This window comes from Corynebacterium sp. CCUG 70398, from assembly GCF_024454055.1.
GTDB classification, from domain to species: domain Bacteria; phylum Actinomycetota; class Actinomycetes; order Mycobacteriales; family Mycobacteriaceae; genus Corynebacterium; species Corynebacterium genitalium.
The window spans coordinates 119,981-136,134 of record NZ_JAGPYZ010000006.1 but is presented as its reverse complement, the minus strand read 5'-3'; the positions used below and the strand labels follow the sequence as shown (position 1 = coordinate 136,134).

16 protein-coding genes are annotated in these 16,154 nt (G+C 63.4%); 11 read left to right on the top strand and 5 right to left on the bottom strand.

The window, feature by feature from the left end:
• Window positions 1–55 precede the first annotated feature (55 nt).
• The 4 genes from KBX07_RS08240 to KBX07_RS08225 all read left to right on the top strand — a co-directional run bounded on the left by KBX07_RS08240 (window position 56) and on the right by KBX07_RS08225 (window position 4,051).
• A complete protein-coding gene (locus KBX07_RS08240) occupies window positions 56–820 on the top strand; it encodes a glycerophosphodiester phosphodiesterase family protein (protein ID WP_040423461.1) in 765 nt (254 codons plus the stop codon).
• 14 nt (window positions 821–834) lie between these two features.
• Window positions 835–1,749 carry a DUF5926 family protein gene (locus KBX07_RS08235; RefSeq protein WP_256019386.1) on the top strand — a complete coding sequence of 305 codons (915 nt, stop codon included), beginning with the start codon at window positions 835–837 and terminating at the stop codon, window positions 1,747–1,749.
• A gap of 164 nt (window positions 1,750–1,913) precedes the next feature.
• A complete protein-coding gene (locus tag KBX07_RS08230) occupies window positions 1,914–2,546 on the top strand; it encodes a DUF2335 domain-containing protein (RefSeq protein ID WP_156774795.1) in 633 nt (210 codons plus the stop codon).
• Window positions 2,547–2,620: 74 nt separating this feature from the next.
• Window positions 2,621–4,051, top strand: a complete 1,431-nt coding sequence (locus KBX07_RS08225; RefSeq protein WP_050748859.1) for an amino acid permease — start codon at window positions 2,621–2,623, stop codon at window positions 4,049–4,051.
• A 12-nt stretch (window positions 4,052–4,063) separates the two neighbouring features.
• Here KBX07_RS08225 and KBX07_RS08220 read toward each other — a convergent pair whose 3' ends face one another.
• Both KBX07_RS08220 and KBX07_RS08215 read right to left on the bottom strand, forming a co-directional pair.
• Window positions 4,064–5,512: an LCP family protein gene (locus KBX07_RS08220; protein WP_256023731.1), complete on the bottom strand. Its 1,449-nt coding sequence runs from the start codon at window positions 5,510–5,512 to the stop codon at window positions 4,064–4,066.
• 365 nt (window positions 5,513–5,877) lie between these two features.
• On the bottom strand, window positions 5,878–6,654 hold the full coding sequence (locus KBX07_RS08215; protein ID WP_256023729.1) for a CPBP family intramembrane glutamic endopeptidase: 777 nt from the start codon (window positions 6,652–6,654) through the stop codon (window positions 5,878–5,880).
• A gap of 25 nt (window positions 6,655–6,679) precedes the next feature.
• On the opposite strand from KBX07_RS08215, the gene pheA reads away from it, so the two are divergent.
• Window positions 6,680–7,603 carry a prephenate dehydratase gene (pheA, locus tag KBX07_RS08210; RefSeq protein WP_256023728.1) on the top strand — a complete coding sequence of 308 codons (924 nt, stop codon included), beginning with the start codon at window positions 6,680–6,682 and terminating at the stop codon, window positions 7,601–7,603.
• A complete protein-coding gene (locus KBX07_RS08205) occupies window positions 7,604–8,245 on the top strand; it encodes a histidine phosphatase family protein (RefSeq protein ID WP_256023726.1) in 642 nt (213 codons plus the stop codon). It abuts the gene before it with no gap.
• Here the strand turns inward: KBX07_RS08205 and KBX07_RS08200 are convergent.
• Window positions 8,242–8,589 carry a metallopeptidase family protein gene (locus KBX07_RS08200; RefSeq protein WP_005287994.1) on the bottom strand — a complete coding sequence of 116 codons (348 nt, stop codon included), beginning with the start codon at window positions 8,587–8,589 and terminating at the stop codon, window positions 8,242–8,244. The two genes, KBX07_RS08205 and KBX07_RS08200, sit on opposite strands and share 4 nt — an antisense overlap.
• Entirely contained in the window at window positions 8,589–9,635 is a 1,047-nt protein-coding gene (locus KBX07_RS08195; protein WP_255995812.1) for a septum formation family protein, read from the bottom strand. Before KBX07_RS08195 ends, KBX07_RS08200 begins: the two co-directional genes overlap by 1 nt.
• 34 nt (window positions 9,636–9,669) lie before the next feature.
• Between KBX07_RS08195 and serS the strand changes: the two genes are divergently transcribed.
• Genes serS through KBX07_RS08175 form a run of 4 tightly spaced genes read left to right on the top strand, consistent with a single transcriptional unit; the run spans window position 9,670 to window position 13,419 of the window.
• Window positions 9,670–10,923: a serine--tRNA ligase gene (serS, locus tag KBX07_RS08190; protein WP_256023725.1), complete on the top strand. Its 1,254-nt coding sequence runs from the start codon at window positions 9,670–9,672 to the stop codon at window positions 10,921–10,923.
• Entirely contained in the window at window positions 10,920–11,747 is an 828-nt protein-coding gene (locus KBX07_RS08185) for a 1-acyl-sn-glycerol-3-phosphate acyltransferase (protein WP_256023723.1), read from the top strand. Before serS ends, KBX07_RS08185 begins: the two co-directional genes overlap by 4 nt.
• Window positions 11,744–12,592, top strand: a complete 849-nt coding sequence (locus tag KBX07_RS08180; RefSeq protein WP_256023722.1) for a lysophospholipid acyltransferase family protein — start codon at window positions 11,744–11,746, stop codon at window positions 12,590–12,592. Before KBX07_RS08185 ends, KBX07_RS08180 begins: the two co-directional genes overlap by 4 nt.
• Entirely contained in the window at window positions 12,592–13,419 is an 828-nt protein-coding gene (locus tag KBX07_RS08175) for an HAD family hydrolase (protein WP_256023720.1), read from the top strand. The genes KBX07_RS08180 and KBX07_RS08175 overlap by 1 nt, the downstream gene beginning before the upstream one ends.
• 189 nt (window positions 13,420–13,608) lie before the next feature.
• Here the strand turns inward: KBX07_RS08175 and KBX07_RS08170 are convergent, their stop codons facing one another.
• Window positions 13,609–14,304, bottom strand: a complete 696-nt coding sequence (locus tag KBX07_RS08170; RefSeq protein ID WP_256023719.1) for a hypothetical protein — start codon at window positions 14,302–14,304, stop codon at window positions 13,609–13,611.
• A 350-nt stretch (window positions 14,305–14,654) separates the two neighbouring features.
• Here KBX07_RS08170 and glpK point away from each other — a divergent pair, with 350 nt between their 5' ends.
• A complete protein-coding gene (gene glpK, locus KBX07_RS08165) occupies window positions 14,655–16,151 on the top strand; it encodes a glycerol kinase GlpK (RefSeq protein ID WP_005288015.1) in 1,497 nt (498 codons plus the stop codon).
• Window positions 16,152–16,154 lie beyond the last annotated feature (3 nt).

Here is a 16,154-nt window from a genome sequence, read left to right as displayed (position 1 = left end):
TATACGTTGCGTTCGCTGGGAGACCCTTTTGACCACCGTCACTGACACAGCTCTAATGCCCGTTAATAAAGACCCGAAGATTGTCGCCCACCGCGGCATGAGCGGGCTCTACCCCGAATCCACGCTCCGGGCGTTCGAAGAAGCACTCAAGCTCGACGGGGTGCACGGCATCGAAGCCGACGTGCGCCTCACCCGCGACGGCAAACTGGTTGTCCACCACGACAACTTCATCAACCGCACCTCCACCGGCGCGGGGCGCGTGGCCAAAATGGACTTCGATGAGCTGCGCCAGTTCAACTTCGGCACCAAAGAAGACCCGCAGCAAATTTTGCTTCTCGACGAGCTTCTTGACCTCCTCGCCGACTATCCCGATAAGCATTTCTACATCGAGACAAAGCACCCCACCCGCTACGGCCCCGAGGTAGACGAGCAAACCGTGCGCACCCTGTGGCACCGCGGGATGAAGGAAGACCCGCGGATCCACCTCATCTCTTTCTCTCACGCGGCGATGCGCTACTTCGCCCAGGCCGTGCCGGACCTGGAGACCTTCTACCTGTTCCGCCTGTTCGAGCGGAAGTGGAACAAGAACAACACCATGTTTTCTCGCCCCTACGGTGTCGGCCCGGCCCTGGCCCACCTGCAGGGCAAGCCGGAGCTGCTCGGTTTCCGGGGCTTACGCACCTACACCTGGACGGTGAACCTGCCGAAGGAAATGCTGTGGTGCCGTGAGAACGGTGTGGACGTCTTCGCTACCGACTTGCCGCAGCTCGCCGTGGACACGTTCAAGCGCAACCCGGTCACGCCGGCAGCCGTCGGGTAGTTAGACTAAGCCGCATGGCCAAGAAGAACCGCAAGAAGGACCAAGACCTGCCGGAGGGCATGAGCCGCCGTCAAGCCAAGCTCGCTGCCCGCGCCGCCGAGCGCGAAGCCCTGGCAGGTGACCCCCGCCCGTACAAGGACTTCGCCGCTGAGACCGATCTGGTCGCACTGCAGGAGTTCGTGCCCGCCGCCACCGCGAAACTGGATGTGAACGGTACTCCGGTCACGCTGGCCACTGTGCTGCCGGGCGCTGGCGCCGCGTTGGTCCGCTCCGAGGATGAGGGCGCTGAGCGTCTCGTCGCTCTCCAGGTCCAGTCCCACTCCGGCAACCCCGCCCGTGACCTCGCGTACGCCCTGAACTGGGTAGTCAACGCGCAGCCGGGTGAGACGCTCGGTTCCACGGCAGCAGACGGTTCGCAGCCGGAGCTGACTTCGCTTATCGACGCTTCTACTGACCTCGACATCACCGAGCACTCCGACTTCAACTGGTGGTTCCCCTCCGGTGCCGGCATGAACATGCAGATCCAGCAGGCACTGCAGCGGGCAAACGACGCGATCATGCCGTCCACCAAGGTCGCTGCCGACGTTCCGGGTTCGGTCTGGTGGGTCAACCCCGGCGGTGGCAAGGCCCACATCCGCTGGGTCCGCCCGGAAGATGACGAGCGCGCCATGCTCAACGCCCTGGCCCGCATCGCCGCCCGCGGCGAGCTGAACCTGGGCGAGGGCACCAAGTTCGCCGGAACTTTCCGCACCCACGGCCTGCTCGTGCCGGTGTTCGACCTGGACCCGTCCGTTGTCGCTGACTCCTACGGTGAGGCATTGGCGGCAGTGAATGCGGCGATTGAGAAAGAGTACACCAATTCCGCCCAGCTCACCGCCGACGAGCGCAAGCAGCTGGAGAACATCAAGTCCCGCCAGGTGACTATCTAGACCCTGTCCGAACAGACGGGCATAAGTAGGCACCTAATCCGTTCAATAGATTGCAGGGGCAGCGAGAGTTCGTTGCCCCTGCAGGTAGAAACCAGCGGTACGGCAGATTTCAATCTAAAATGTAGTGCTTATATAGCGTTAAACGATTCGAAGCGGGAGGAGTGATGGAAGATGACAACCAATTACCTGAGTCCGAAGTCGGGGCGGAAGGTGATCGCGAGAACGAACACCGGAGAGGAAATCTACCTGATCGAAGCCCCCGCATCAGGGGAAGTCGTGCGCGAGGCATGGAAGCAGACCGGGACGTCGATGAAGAGGGCCATGAAGCGGCACCAGTGCCAGACGAAGCGGTAGAAGGCGAGATAGTTTCCGGACCTTCTGGCTACGAAAACCCCAGTTTCTCTGCTGTAGTTGAGCATTCGGGCCCCCTCCCTCCGGTCGCTGCTTTTCGTGGATACGACGAAGTTCTACCTGGGTCGGCCGATCGCATTCTCCGCATGGCAGAGGAGGGTGTTGCGATTCAACGCGTGCAAGTGGAATCAAACGCGGAGATTCAGCGTGCGGTGGCAAGATCGATCGACGGAAACACCCAGCGTTCTAATCGGCAGCAGGGGATATACACTGCCCTAACGATCCTCATCGGTGTTGGAGCTTTCCTCCTGGCTTGGTTCGATAAGCCGGTCCCAGCGGTCTTTATGGCGATAGTCGCTTTCACCCCAGTGTTTCTCATGTTTGCTGCTCATAAGAAAGAACCTCCTATCGTTCCGGCGGATTCACCGCAAGAGTCGGAAGGCTAGGCTCTAAACCCTTTTTAGGGAGCGTTTTCTCCCCCGACCGGGGGCGGGCTTAAGCTCAGCGTGTGTCTGAACCTGTGTCTTCCCCCTCGTCTGCGCAAGCCCTTACATCTAGGACCAAGCCGAAGGGCTTGAACACGCGCCACCTCAACTTCATCGCCCTGGGCTCGGCTATCGGCACCGGCCTGTTCTACGGTTCATTCGGTGCCATCCAAGCGGCCGGCCCGTCTGTGCTGCTGGTCTATCTGCTCGGCGGTGCCGTGGTGTACTTCATGCTCCGCGCCCTGGGCGAGATGGCCGTGCGCCACCCCGTCACCGGCTCTTTCGCCGAGTACACGCGTGCGCACTTAGGCGGCGTCGCAGGCTACCTGACCGGCTGGATGTTCGCCTTCGAAATGGTCATTGTGGCGCTGGCGGACCTGACTGCCATCAGTGTCTACATGAGCTTCTGGTTCCCGGATGTCTCCCGCTGGGTGTGGATCGTCACCGCGCTGCTCATCGTCGGGGCCGCCAACCTCGCCAGCGCGAAAGCATTCGGCGAGCTGGAATTCTGGTTCACCATCATCAAGGTCGGCGCGGTCTTCGCCATGATCGTCGCTGGCGCGGCCGTGCTCACCTTCGGGCTTTCCGACGCCGCCACCGGCCCGGCCAACCTAGTCAACGACGGCGGTTTCTTCCCCAACGGTGTTGAAGGCATGGTCGCCTCCTTCATCCTGGTGCTCTTCGCCTTCGGCGGAACCGAGATCATCGGTGTCGCCGGCACCGAGGCGGCCGAACCGAAGAAGGCGATCCCGCAGGCCGTTAACGCCGTGCCGGTGCGCATCCTCATCTTCTACGTGCTGTCCATCCTGGTCATCTTGATGATCAACCCGTGGCGGACCATCACCGGCGAGGAGTCCCCCTTCGTCCAGATCTTCTCCGTTCTCGGTGTGAACTGGGCGGCCAGCCTGCTCAACATCGTGGTCATCACCGCCGCCCTGTCGGCCATCAACGCCGATATCTTCGGTGCCGGCCGCGTGCTCACCGGCCTGGCCAAGCAGAAGTTCGCGCCGTCGATCATGGCGAAGACCGTCCGCGGCGTGCCCGTCATGACCACGATCATTCTTCTCATCGTCATGGTCGTCGGCGTCGTGGCCAACGCCCGCATTCCGGAGAGCGTCTTCGAGCTCATCGCGTCCTTGGCCACCTTCGCCACCATCTTCGTGTGGTTGATGATCCTGTTGGCGCACCTCGCTTCGAGACGTCACATGACCCCCGAAGAAGCCGCCGCCCTGACCTACAAGACACCGCTGTTCCCCTACGGCCAGTACTTCGCCGTGGCGTTCATCCTGTTCACCTTCGGCATCATGCTCTGGCTCCCCGAGTTCAGGCCGGCCTTCTGGGTCGGCATCGCCTTCAGCGTCATCGTTGTCGCCCTGTACTACCTCACCGGCCGGCACAATCTCCCCGGCGTGAACGATCACACGCCCGGGGCGACACCGGAGGAGCTGGAGCAGCGGGCGTCGTAAAGCACATGCTTTCTAGCGCAACTTAGCGAAGAGCTCTTGCGCACCCACCTCGTCCCAGATGAGCACGCTGCCCACCTCGGAATCGGCGAACTGCCCGATCGGGACGGTCTCCGTTTCCACGCCCGAGCGCAGCCCCAGCGCCATGCGCGCGAGGTGCCACACGTGGTCGCCCTCGCCGACGATGAGCAGGTTCGTTCCGCGCAACGCCATCGGCACCAGACGGAACGGGTTGAGCAGCACGCCCGGTGAGACCACGCGCTTCATCAGCGCACTCATGAACTCGCGCTGACGCTGGACACGGTCCAGATCGCCCATCGCCGTCGCACGCGTGCGGACGTAACCCAGCGAGGTCGGCCCATCCATCTTCTGGCAGCCTGCCTGCACGTCCAGGTTCGCTAACGGGTCCTGTATCGGTTCGGACGGGCATAGCTCCACGCCGCCCACTGCGTCGGTCAGCCCGGCGAGACCGCCCATGCCGATTTCCGCGTAGTGGTCGATGCGCAGGCCCGTGGCCTGCTCCACCGTCTCCGTCAGCAATTTCGGGCCACCGAACGCGAACGCCGAGTTGATCTTGTCCATCCCATATCCAGGAATCTCCACGTAGGAGTCACGCGGGAGCGACACCAGCGTCGGCTTGCCCGTGGCCGGCAAGTGCATGAGCATGATCGTGTCCGTGCGGCCCTGACCAATATCGCCGCCGGTTCCCAGGCGCTCAATGTCTTCGTCGCTCAAACCCTGGCGGGAGTCCGAACCCACAATCAGCCAGTTCGTGCCCGCCGTGTTCGCGACCTGGTTGTCCGGGAAGGCATCCACGCGGGTCAGGCGCGTATCCACGAAGAGGGTGCCTGCCACAATGAGAACCAGTAGCAGTGTCAGTGCCGTCGGGATGCAGCCCCGGAGCCGGGGCATGCGCAACCGCGGGCGCCGGCGCTGGCGGGGAGGCTCGTACGGTTGGTCACGTCGTTGCGCTGGTCTTTGGCCCGGCCGCTGCCGCGGCTGGTTCAGATCGCCCGGTAGGTCATCGCGGTAACGCTGCGCGTTCCTTGCAGGGCGGTTCGGACGGTCTGCTGCTCTTTCTGCCGATTGCGGCGAATGGTGCGGAGTCTGCCGAGGCTGATACCCCGTCTCATTCGGCAAGTACTGGCGGGGCCGGTCCGATTGAGCTGGTTGGGCTGTTCGGGCTGGTCGCTCTGATTGACGTGGCCGCTCTGCTCGGTCTGGTCGCTCGGGCGAGGCTGGCTGCCGCTCGCGAGCCGCCCTGCGCACGGGCTCTTCGTCGCCACGGCCGACACCCCACTGGGTCTGGTTGGGTTGGCTACTGGGGTTCTGACTTGTTGCACGCTTGCGGATCGGACGGCCGTATCGGTCGATCAGCGGTTTGCCGTCCCGACCCACAACGAAGTCCCCGGGGTTGTCCCGGGGATCGTTGGAGTGTGGAGGTCTCGGCGGCGTTGTCGACATGGTGACTATCCTAAACGCTCACATCACATGTCCCAGCAATTCACACCAGTTACATTGGGAAGTTTTAGAAGAGTCCACGCTGCGGACTCCCTGCGGTTTTGTGATTGTTCACTCCGCATTGCGGAGTCCCTGCAGTTTTACAACCGAGGCCGTCCACCTTGCGGAGTGCAATCCGTCGAGTTCCGGAATACTGCTCGACCACATAAACCAAAGAGCATGCTTTTGACCTGCACGTTTACTTGATCAGTATTCCGGAAAACAGCGAGCAGTATTCCGGCCCCCAACCTGTCGTCACCGGGCCCCCGCAAATTTTGCGGAGTCCCTGCGGTTTTGTAGCCTGGCCTGTCCGCGCTGCGGACTCCCTGCTATATCCCAAGCCAAGAGAGGTCGAGGAAAAGGTAGCCGATGTAGGCGACGGCGTCGATAAGGAAGTGGGCGAGGATCAGTGGCCAGACTTTTCCGGTGCGCGCGTAGAACCAGGCGAAAACCACGCCCATGACCACATTGCCCAAGCCGGCGGAAAATCCCTGGTAGAGGTGGTAGGAGCCGCGAAGGACAGCGGACCCGGCGATGGCACCCCACACGGGCACGCCGAGTTGGCGCAGCCGGGAGACAAACCACATCACCACCACGATCTCTTCACCAAAGGCGTTGGCGAAAGACCAGGCCAACAGCAGGGGCAACTTAGATGAGTCGGTGGCGGGCACTACTTCAGCGGAGAATCCGAAGTGCAAGGCCCCCGCGTAAAGAGCCAGGCCAGGTAGGCCAATGAGTGCGGCTAACCCCGCGCCCCATGCCCAGTCGCGCCACCCGGGCCACCGCCACGCAAAACCGACATGAGAAGCCGAACCGGCACCCGACCCGACCGCAGACCCCGAGCTAGAACCCGAACCAGCCGGCACCACCGCCAACAAATACAGCGCAAGAAGCCCCCACGCGATCAAGGTTCCAGCGGATGCGAGCTGGAGGCCCACGTCGAGCCAGTCCAGGCGCGAGACGGAGTCGTTGAGGACGACCTGTTTTTGGTTGAGGGGGGTGGGGGAGAGCCAGGCGTCGATAAGCTTCATGGCTGCCTTGAGCCCGGACATGCCGAAGGTGACGGCGAGGACGATGAGGATCTCAAGTTTGAGCCGGGCGTGCATGAGAGCAACTGTAGGCTGGGGAACTATGACTGCAACCGTCGCGTATCTGGGTCCTGCGGGCACGTTCACCGAGGAGGCGCTGTGGCGTCTGGCTGAGCACATCGGCGACGTGGAGCCGCTGCCCGTGGATTCGCCGTCGGAGGCGCTGGGTGCGGTGCGCGACGGGCGGGCCCAGTACGCGGTGGTGGCCATCGAGAACTCGGTCGATGGTGCTGTGACCAGCACGTCTGATGCGTTCGTGGAGGCGCCGGGGGTGATGGTGTACCGCGAGGTGGAGTTGCCGATCAGCTTCGCCATCATGACGCGGCCGGGCTTCGAGCTCTCAGATGCCGCCCGCTTTTCGACGCATCCTGTCGCCCACCGCCAAGTCCGTTCCTGGCTCGGTGAGAACCTTCCCGGCGTGGAGTTCGTGGCCGCGAGCTCGAACGCGGCAGCAGCGCAAGCTGTGGCCGAAGGGCAGGCGGATGTCGCGGCGGCGCCGAGGAGAGCAGCGGACCTGTTCGGCCTGGAGGTGGTCGCCGAGGACATCGCGGACATGCGCGGTGCGCGGACACGGTTCGTGCTGGCCGGCCCGAGGGGCGTGCCGACGCCGCGGACCGGCGACGACCGCACCTCCGTCGTCTTCCAGCTGCCTAACGAACCGGGCACGTTGGTCGGAGCGTTGCAGGAATTCGCCTACCGCGGGGTGGACTTGAGCCGCATCGAGTCGCGCCCGACGCGCGAGGAAGCCAACACCTATAACTTCTACGTGGACTTCGTCGGCCACATTGATGATGTGCAGGTGGCGGAGGCGCTGCGGTCCTTGTGGCTGCGGGCGTCGAAGATTGCGTTTTTGGGGTCGTGGCCGCGCTTCGTCGATAAGCAAGAAGCGGTTGTGGACACGATCGAGGATCCGGCTCGCCTGCGCGAGGCCGAGGACTGGGTCCGTGCTGCGAGGGAAGGGAATTAAATGCTGATTCTTCTGCGTCATGGGCAGACCACGTCCAATGTCGACCACAAGCTGGACACGCTTCTGCCGGGGGCGGAGCTGACGGAGCTGGGCCAAGAGCAGGCGCGCGAGACGGGGGAGCGCATTCTGGCTGAATACGATGTTGACCAGGTGATTTCGTCCCAGGCGACCCGCGCCCGACAGACCGCGGCGATCGGGTTCGGGGAGCGTTTTACCGACATTCCCGCCGTCGAGGGACTGCAGGAAGTCCACGCCGGAAAGTGGGAGATGCACTATTCCTGGGAAGCGCACGACGCGTATCTGAAGGCGTTTCGCGGTTTTTACCGCCGCGACCTGGCCTCGGGGATCCAGGACGGCGACTCGCTGGAGATCTTCCTCGCCCGCTACAAGGGCGCGTTGCTGCCGTTCGCGGAGCAAACAGCCCAAGGCGTGACGACGGTTGCCGTCTCCCACGGCGGCACCATCCGTGCGTTCACCGCCAACGCCTGCGAGGTCGATCCGACGTATGCCGAACGGTCCTACCTGCCGAACTGTCAGTTCGTCGTGCTTGATCCGTGTGCCGGGCCGACCGGGGATCCCGTGGCTGATTTCGGCCAGTGGGGCATGGTGAAGTGGGCTGACTACGACCTTCCCGGCGCCTAGCCCCAGCCGAGGTGGTGCAGCTCGTGCTCCTCGAGGCCGAAGTAGTGGCCGACCTCGTGGAACACCGTGACTTTCACCTCGTGGCGTAGCTCGTCGAGGTCAGAACAGATCGCTTCGAGAGCATCTTTGTAGATGAACACTGCATCCGGCAGGAAGCCGCTGTGGTTGGCGTGCTGCTTCGGCAGCGGCACGCCCTCAAAGAGGCCGAGCAGACTCGGGTTGTCCTCGTTATAGGGCCTGGCCAGGATGACCATGTTGGTCATGTTGCGGGCGAAGTCCTCGGGGATCTGGTCGAGGGCGTCATTAATGAGGCCCTCGAACACCTCGTCGCTGACCGGCTCCATTACGGGGTGTCTTCGGTCGAGCTGGGGCTTTCGGATTCCTCGCGCAGCGGGCGGCGCTCCGGCGGGGGCTTCGGTGTCTCGCCGTCAACCTTCAGCGCGTCGCGGCCGTCCTTGGCGGAGCCGGTGATCTCGGCGAAGCGGTCGTCCTTGGCGGAGATCAGTCCGCAGTTGACGGAGCGGCTGCCGCCGTCCCATGCCTGGCTGTTGGAAGTTCCCCAGTACACCTGCAGGGTGGACTGGTACAGGTTCTCCTCCCCGCCGAGGTAGTTTTCTGCGGCCTTGGCGCACACGTCGCCCAAGTACTTGTTCTGGTCCTCGGTAGACGGGGTGCGGTCCTGGAAGACGGGGGCCAGGTCGACCTTCTCGGTGATTTCAATGTGGTGCGGGTCGGCGCACTCGACGGTCCGCAGCGTGTTGGCATCATCAGTGATCACACAAGTGCCGGGCTCCGCGACACGGGCCTGGTCCTGCTCGGCGGCGTGGCCGACGGTGAGGATCGGGGTGCCTTGGCTATCAGTTTCCTGCAGCCCGCACAGCATGGTGCGGTCGCCGCGCTCCCACGCCTCGACGGGCGGAAGAATCGGGGCGATGGAGTAGCGGCCCGACGGATCGTAGCGGCCGTTGAGGTAGCGGATGGATGCTGTCTGGCACAGCTCCTCGCGCAGCTGCGCCTGTCTGGTCGGGTTCGGCGGTGGCGCGTCCGGACCGAATTCCTGCGTGGGGTAGGTGTTCAGGTCTTCGCGGGCAGTGACCTCGAAGCGGTGCTCATTGTCGCAGGGCGTTTCGGTGAAACCGGAGATGGAGCCGTCCTCTTGGGACTCCCACGTCAGGCAGGCGCCTTGGTCGGCGGCGGTGAAGGCTTCGGTGTCATCGCCCTTCTTCGACGTGGACGACGTCTGGGAGGTGCCGTTTCCGTTGCCGTTGCCTGCCGCAACATCGAATCCGGTCGCGGCGGCGTAGGTGCCCATGCCTAGCGAGCCCGCGAGCGTGGCCACCAAAATGGTGCGCAACGCGGCCGGGGTCAAAGCGGATTTTCGTGCAGCCATACCCACTATCATGCCTGACGGTAGTGTTATAACCGTGATTGATCTGAAGTTTCTGCGTGAAAATCCCGATGTCGTCCGTGCCTCCCAGCACGCCCGCGGTGAGGATCCGGGGCTAGTAGACGCCCTCCTGGCGGCGGATGAGAAGCGTCGCGGAGCGATCGCTACGGCAGATTCCTTGCGGGCGGAGCAGAAAGCCTTTGGCAAGAAGATCGGCCAGGCCTCGCCGGAGGAACGGCCCGCGTTGCTGGAGGGCTCCAACGAGCTGAAGACGAAGGTCAAAGAGGCCGAGGAGGTGCAGAAGACGGCGGAGGAGAACGTCGTCAAGCTGCAATACGCCATCTCCAACGTCATCGAGGGCGCTCCCGCGGGCGGCGAAGAGGACTTCGAGGTGCTCGAGCACGTCGGCGAGCTGCCGGAGTTCGACTTTGAAGTGCAGGACCACCTGGATCTGGGCGAAGCCCTGGGGATCATCGACATGAAGCGCGGCACCAAGGTCGGCGGCGCCCGCTTCTACTACCTCGTCGGCGACGGCGCGTGGATGCAACTCGGCATGCTCATGCTGGCTGCGCAGAAAGCGCGCGAGGCCGGTTTCAAGGTCATGGTGCCGCCGGTACTGGTCCGCCCGGAGATCATGGCGGGCACCGGCTTCCTCGACGCCCATGACGAGGAGATTTACTACCTCGAGCGCGATGACCTCTACCTCGTGGGCACCTCTGAGGTCGCTCTGGCCGGCTACCACCGCGACGAGATCATCGATCTGTCCGATGGGCCGTTGCTGTACGCGGGGTGGTCGAGCTGTTTCCGTCGTGAAGCGGGCTCCTACGGCAAGGACACCAAGGGAATTTTGCGCGTCCACCAGTTCGACAAACTGGAGATGTTCGTTTACTGCAAGCCCGAGGACGCCGAGGAGATGCACCAGAAGCTGCTGGGACTCGAGCGCGAAATGCTCGCGGCGGTCGAGGTGCCGTACCGCATTATCGACGTTGCAGCTGGCGACCTCGGTGCTTCCGCCGCCCGCAAGTTCGACACGGAGGCGTGGGTGCCGTCGCAGGACACCTATCGCGAGCTGACGTCGACGTCGAATTGCACCACCTTCCAGGGCCGCCGCCTGAACACGCGCTACCGCGACGCCGACGGCAAGACCCAGACCGCGGCGACGCTCAACGGCACGCTGGCCACCACGCGCTGGCTGGTGGCCATCCTGGAGAACAATCAGCAGGCGGACGGGTCGGTTGTCGTGCCTGAGGCGTTGCGCCCGTGGGTCGGGAGAGAGGTGCTCACGCCATGACGCTTTTCGACGTCGCAAGCAGCGACTTCACCCCACCCGCCCCGCACCCGAAAGAATCCCGCGAGCGGTTTTACCAGGCCATTATCTCCGGTTTCAAAGGGATCATGCGCGCCCAAGGGCTGCGTTTCACCATCTTCGGCGTGGAGAACAACCCGACCGAGTCGGGCGCCCTGTACGTGATCAACCACACGGGGTTCTACGACTTCATCATTGCCGGCATCGGCCCGCACCTGCAGGGCAAGCGGCTGGTGCGCTTCATGGCGAAGAAAGAGGTCTTCGACATGCGCGTCGTCGGGTCCTTGATGCGCGGGATGAAGCATGTGCCGGTGGACCGTGCGGCGGGTGCGGCGTCGATTAGCGAGGCCACAAAGTGGCTTGCTGACGGCGGACTCGTGGGCATCTTCCCGGAGTCGACGATCTCTCGGTCGTTTGAACTCGCCGAGTTCAAGACGGGTGCCGCGCGCATCGCGCACGAAGCTGGGGTGCCCATGATCCCGACAGTGATTTGGGGCTCGCAGCGCATCCTGACCAAGGACCTGAAGAAGAACCTTGGCCGCTCCAAGACACCGGTGTTCGTCTCCTACGGCGAGCCGATCTGGGCGACCGGCAACGCGGAAGAAGACACGCGCCGGGTCAAGGACGCAATGCAGGCGCAGCTCGAAGAACTGCGGGAAAAGTACGCCGAGAAGTACGGGCCGTTCAAGGACGGTCTGGACTGGATGCCGGCCTCCCTCGGCGGCAGTGCCCCGACGCTGGAGGAGGCGAACCAGATCCTGGAGCGCGAGCGGGCCGCCAAGAAAGCTGCACGGGAGGCGAAGAAGTGAACGAGCCTGATTACCGCGTAGAGAACGGGATTTTCTACATCCCCGCTGACGTTCCGGTGGTGCCCATCCAGCCCGGGTGGAAGCGCGAGCGGATGTATCAGGCGATCAGGAACACGATGATCCCTCTGCTTCGTGCGAAGGGAGTGAAGATCTTCGTGCATGGCCTGGAGAACGTTCCGGTTGAGGGGCCGGCTCTCGTTGCGACGAACCACATCGGCTACTACGACTTCATCGCCGGTGCTTTGCCGGGCATGCTCCGCGGCCGCCGCCCGACGCGCTACATGGCGAAGAAAGAGCTGTTCGACCACTGGTTGCTCGGCCCGGTCTGCCGCTCTGTGCGCCACATCGAAGTCGACCGGTCCCTCGGTGCGGACAGCATTATCACCGCCGTTGAACGCCTGGAAGACGGAGAGGTCGTGGGCATTTTCCCTGACGGTACGCTCTCTCCGTCCTTCGAACTGTCGGACTTCAAGACCGGTGCCGCCCGCATTGCGCAGCAGTCCGGCGCGCCGCTCATCCCCGTCGCCGCTTGGGGCACGCAGCGATTCTGGACAAAGGGCCGCAAACCCAGCCTGGGCCGCAACCACTATCCGATTGTCATCAACATCGGCCCCGCTATCTCCACTGATGGCACGGCAGAGGAGGTCACGCAGCGGCTCAAAGACGCAATGCAGGAGCTTCTCGACGTCTCCCGCGCCCAGTACAACGACCGTTTCGGCCCATTCCCGCCCGGCCTGGACTGGATGCCGGCCTCCATGGGCGGCTCGGCGCCGACGCTCGAGGAGGCCCGCGTGATCAAGGAGCGGGAAAAGGCCGAGCGCGACAGGAAGAAGGGCAAGAAGTAGTGGCACCACGGCTCATCGTCAGCGACATTGACGGCACACTGCTGGACAGCAACGGCCGCGTCAGCCCCCGCTTAAGGGAAAAACTGTCGCGCGCAGTCCGCAGCGGAACGCACGTGTGCTTAGCGACGGGCCGCCCCCACCGCTGGCTCACCCCCGTCCTCGACCAGCTACCGTTCACCCCGTTGAGCGTGTGCGCCAACGGTGCCGTGCTGTACGACCCTGCCCGCGATGAAGTCCTGGCGCGTCACGAACTGCAGCCCGACACCCTGCGCGACATTGCCTCCGCGGTGCAGGAGGTCTTCGGGCCGGCTTCGCCCTCTGAGTACGGTTTCGGCGTCGAGCGTGTCGGATCTTCCGCCTTCGACCCCGAGGACGAATGCTTCCTGATCACCCCCGGGTACAGCCCAGACCTGTGGGACATCGGGTACGGCGTGGTCGACGTCGACGAGCTGACCTCGGTGCCCGCCGCGAAGATCCTTGTCCGGCGCGCCGACATGAATTCCGCCGAGCTTTTCGACGTTGTCGCTCCGCTCATCGACCCTGCCGACGCCCACGTCACCTACTCCATGAACGATGGCTTGATCGAGATCTCCGCCCCCGGCATCAATAAAGCCACCGGCGTGTCCACCCTGGCCGCCCACTACGGCGTGCATCAGAAACAGGTGCTCACTTTCGGCGACATGCCCAATGACATTGAGATGCTCGCCTGGGCCGGAATGGGAGTGGCGATGGCAGATGCGGCCCCGATCGTTCACGATGCCGCTGACTTTGTCACCACCTCGAATGATGACTTCGGGGTGGCCCGGGTGCTGGAGCGGTGGTTCTAACTAGCTGCAGCCCGGCCAGCCCGACCCGCCCGCCCGCTCGCTGGCGCTTGCCTTGCTGGGCCCTGCCTTGCTGGCCCTGCCTTGCTGGCCCGGAATACTACTCGAGCATATAAGCTTTTTTGCACGCTTTTGACCTGGTGTTGTCTACGAGCAGTATTCCGGAAACTGCCCAGTAGTATTCCAGCGCCGCTAGGCACCTCTCCGGTAGATGGAGTACTTCCTGTTCTCTTCCGCGCGCACGATCTGCGCAACTCGGTTGGCGAAGATGCCTTCCATGACTGATGTCCAATCTCCCCGCACGATCGGGAAGCCCTCGGCTTGAATGCCGTTCTCTCGTGTCTTCTCCCGGGTAATCACCTTTCGTGGATCCCCGTATATGCCGGAGTATTTTGCTGCCCCGTCCACCTCTGCGACGAGGAATCCGTTGATTAAGAAGTCCACCCGTGAGAGGCATAGTTCCCCATAATCGCCTCGGTAGGCGATCTCTGCCTGAGGTTCGAGCGTGACCACTTCGGGAAGCTGCAGCAACCGATCGCGCGCGACGGTTTCAAGGGGACTTTCGCTGGTGTCGGCGGAGTACTTAATGAGTTCACGCAGGTCCTTGGCCCCCTTTGCGCGGGGAAGAGTTTCACACGACTCCAGAAGAAGGGCCTGTGTGAACCTGTCAGGCCACTTGTTCCGCAAAGATTCCAAGGCTACGAGGCATTCGAGACGTCCGTGGTAGCGCAGTGTATCGAGGAGCATTCTCACTGGCCTCACTACTGCAACCCCGTTGATCTCTCGGATCTCGTGGGGCTTGAGGATGGCACTGCGGTACACAAGCTGCCCTTTCATTTTGGCCCGGGGTTTCGCACCATTGCGGAGGAGGACATCTGTCTTCCTCACCCAAGTCAGAGTGTTCACACCCATAAGGCGCGCAGCCGCAGGACCTGTGACTACCGCTGACCTACAGTGCCGGATTGATTCCCGTATCAGTTCGAGTTCTGCCTGCTTGTCCATGATCCCCCCCGGGGTTTCCTGTGTCCATCATGAACCAGCTGGACCTGGCAGCGCAGCATCACCGTGCGCACTGCAGTGAGCATTCAGGCCTTAGAATACTGGTCGAGGTTATAAGCAAGAACGCATCCTTTTGACCTGCAGCTTCGCATGAGCAGTATTCCGGAAAACCGCCAGCAGTATTCCGGCACCGCTAGGCGCCACCGCGACCCCCAACCCCATAAGGTTTAATAGCCCCCATGTACATCGCTGCCATCGACCAGGGGACGACGTCGACACGCTGCTACATCACCACCACCGACGGTGAGGTGGCGGGGACGGCGCAGTTCGAGCATGAGCAGATCATGCCGCGCGAGGGCTGGGTGGAGCACGATCCGCGGGAGATTTGGCGCAATACTCGTCGCGCGCTGTCCGAGGCGCTTGTCGACGCTGACTTGGAGCTCGAAGACATCAGCGCCGTCGGCCTGACAAACCAGCGGGAAACAGCCGTGGTCTGGGACAAAGCCACAGGCAGGCCCGTCTACAACGCGATTGTCTGGCAAGATACCCGCACCGAGCGTGTCGGGGAGGGAGAGAAGGACCGCTACCTGCGGAAGACGGGCCTGTTGGCTAACTCGTACCCGGCGGGTCCGAAGTGGGCGTGGATCCTGGATAACGTCGAGGGTGCTCGGGAGCGGGCGGAGAAGGGGGAGTTGCTGGCGGGAACCGTCGATACGTGGCTGATTTGGAATCTCACCGGCGGCGCGCGCGGGAAGCGCTCGGTCTTCGGCCGTGGCGGTGCCCAGCACGTGACCGATGTGACGAATGCGTCGCGCACGCTGCTCATGGACCTGGAGACCCTCGACTGGGACGACTCGCTCTGTGAAGAGATCGGTGTCCCGCGCAAGATCCTGCCGGAGATCAGGCCGAGCTTCGGTTCTTTCGGCACCATGCGCCGACGCAAGGGCAGCCGCGACGTGCCGATCACGGGTGTGCTCGGCGACCAGCAGGCCGCGTTGTTCGGCCAGGGCTGTCTCGAGCAGGGCGACGCGAAGATGACCTACGGTACCGGCCTGTTCATGCTGCTCAACACCGGTGAGGAGCCGCAATTTTCGGATCACGGCCTGCTCACCACCGTCGCCTACCAGCAGGACGGCAAGAAGCCGGTCTATGCGCTGGAGGGGTCAGTTGCGGTTGGCGGCTCACTGATCCAGTGGCTGCGCGACCAGATGGGCATCCTGTCTTCCGCCGCCGAGTCGGAGACGCTTGCCAGCCAGGTCGACGATTCCGCGGGCGTGGTGATCGTTCCGGCGTTTTCCGGCCTGTTCGCCCCGCGGTGGCGCCCGGACGCGCGCGGCGTGATCACCGGCATCACCCGCTACATCGACCGCCGCCACATCGCGCGTGCCGCCCTCGACGCGACCTGCCTGCAAACGCTCGAGGTGGTCAACGCGATGGAGAAAGATTCCGGCATCAGCATCGACGCATTGCGTGTCGACGGCGGCATGACCGCCAACGACCTGCTCATGCAAATGCAAGCCGACATGCTCAATTCCACGGTGGTCCGCCCAGACAACATGGAGACGACAGTCATGGGCGCAGCCAGTGCAGCGGGTTTTGGCGCTGGGCTTATCGACGACCCCTTGAGCCTCGGCGGGGACACCACCTGGGAAAACGAAATGGCCGGCCCCGACCGGGACCGGCTCGTTTCGCAATGGGAGGAAGCGGTTTCCCGCTCCCTGGACTTGGCGCCTTAGCGG

Coding starts and splice junctions, on each gene's coding strand:
- KBX07_RS08240 (WP_040423461.1), top strand. CDS start 56: ATGCCCGTTAATAAAGACCCGAAGATTGTCGCCCACCGCGGCATGAGC.
- KBX07_RS08235 (WP_256019386.1), top strand. CDS start 835: ATGGCCAAGAAGAACCGCAAGAAGGACCAAGACCTGCCGGAGGGCATG.
- KBX07_RS08230 (WP_156774795.1), top strand. CDS start 1,914: ATGGAAGATGACAACCAATTACCTGAGTCCGAAGTCGGGGCGGAAGGT.
- KBX07_RS08220 (WP_256023731.1), bottom strand. CDS start 5,512: ATGTCGACAACGCCGCCGAGACCTCCACACTCCAACGATCCCCGGGAC.
- KBX07_RS08215 (WP_256023729.1), bottom strand. CDS start 6,654: ATGCACGCCCGGCTCAAACTTGAGATCCTCATCGTCCTCGCCGTCACC.
- pheA (WP_256023728.1), top strand. CDS start 6,680: ATGACTGCAACCGTCGCGTATCTGGGTCCTGCGGGCACGTTCACCGAG.
- KBX07_RS08205 (WP_256023726.1), top strand. CDS start 7,604: ATGCTGATTCTTCTGCGTCATGGGCAGACCACGTCCAATGTCGACCAC.
- KBX07_RS08200 (WP_005287994.1), bottom strand. CDS start 8,589: ATGGAGCCGGTCAGCGACGAGGTGTTCGAGGGCCTCATTAATGACGCC.
- KBX07_RS08195 (WP_255995812.1), bottom strand. CDS start 9,635: ATGGCTGCACGAAAATCCGCTTTGACCCCGGCCGCGTTGCGCACCATT.
- KBX07_RS08185 (WP_256023723.1), top strand. CDS start 10,920: ATGACGCTTTTCGACGTCGCAAGCAGCGACTTCACCCCACCCGCCCCG.
- glpK (WP_005288015.1), top strand. CDS start 14,655: ATGTACATCGCTGCCATCGACCAGGGGACGACGTCGACACGCTGCTAC.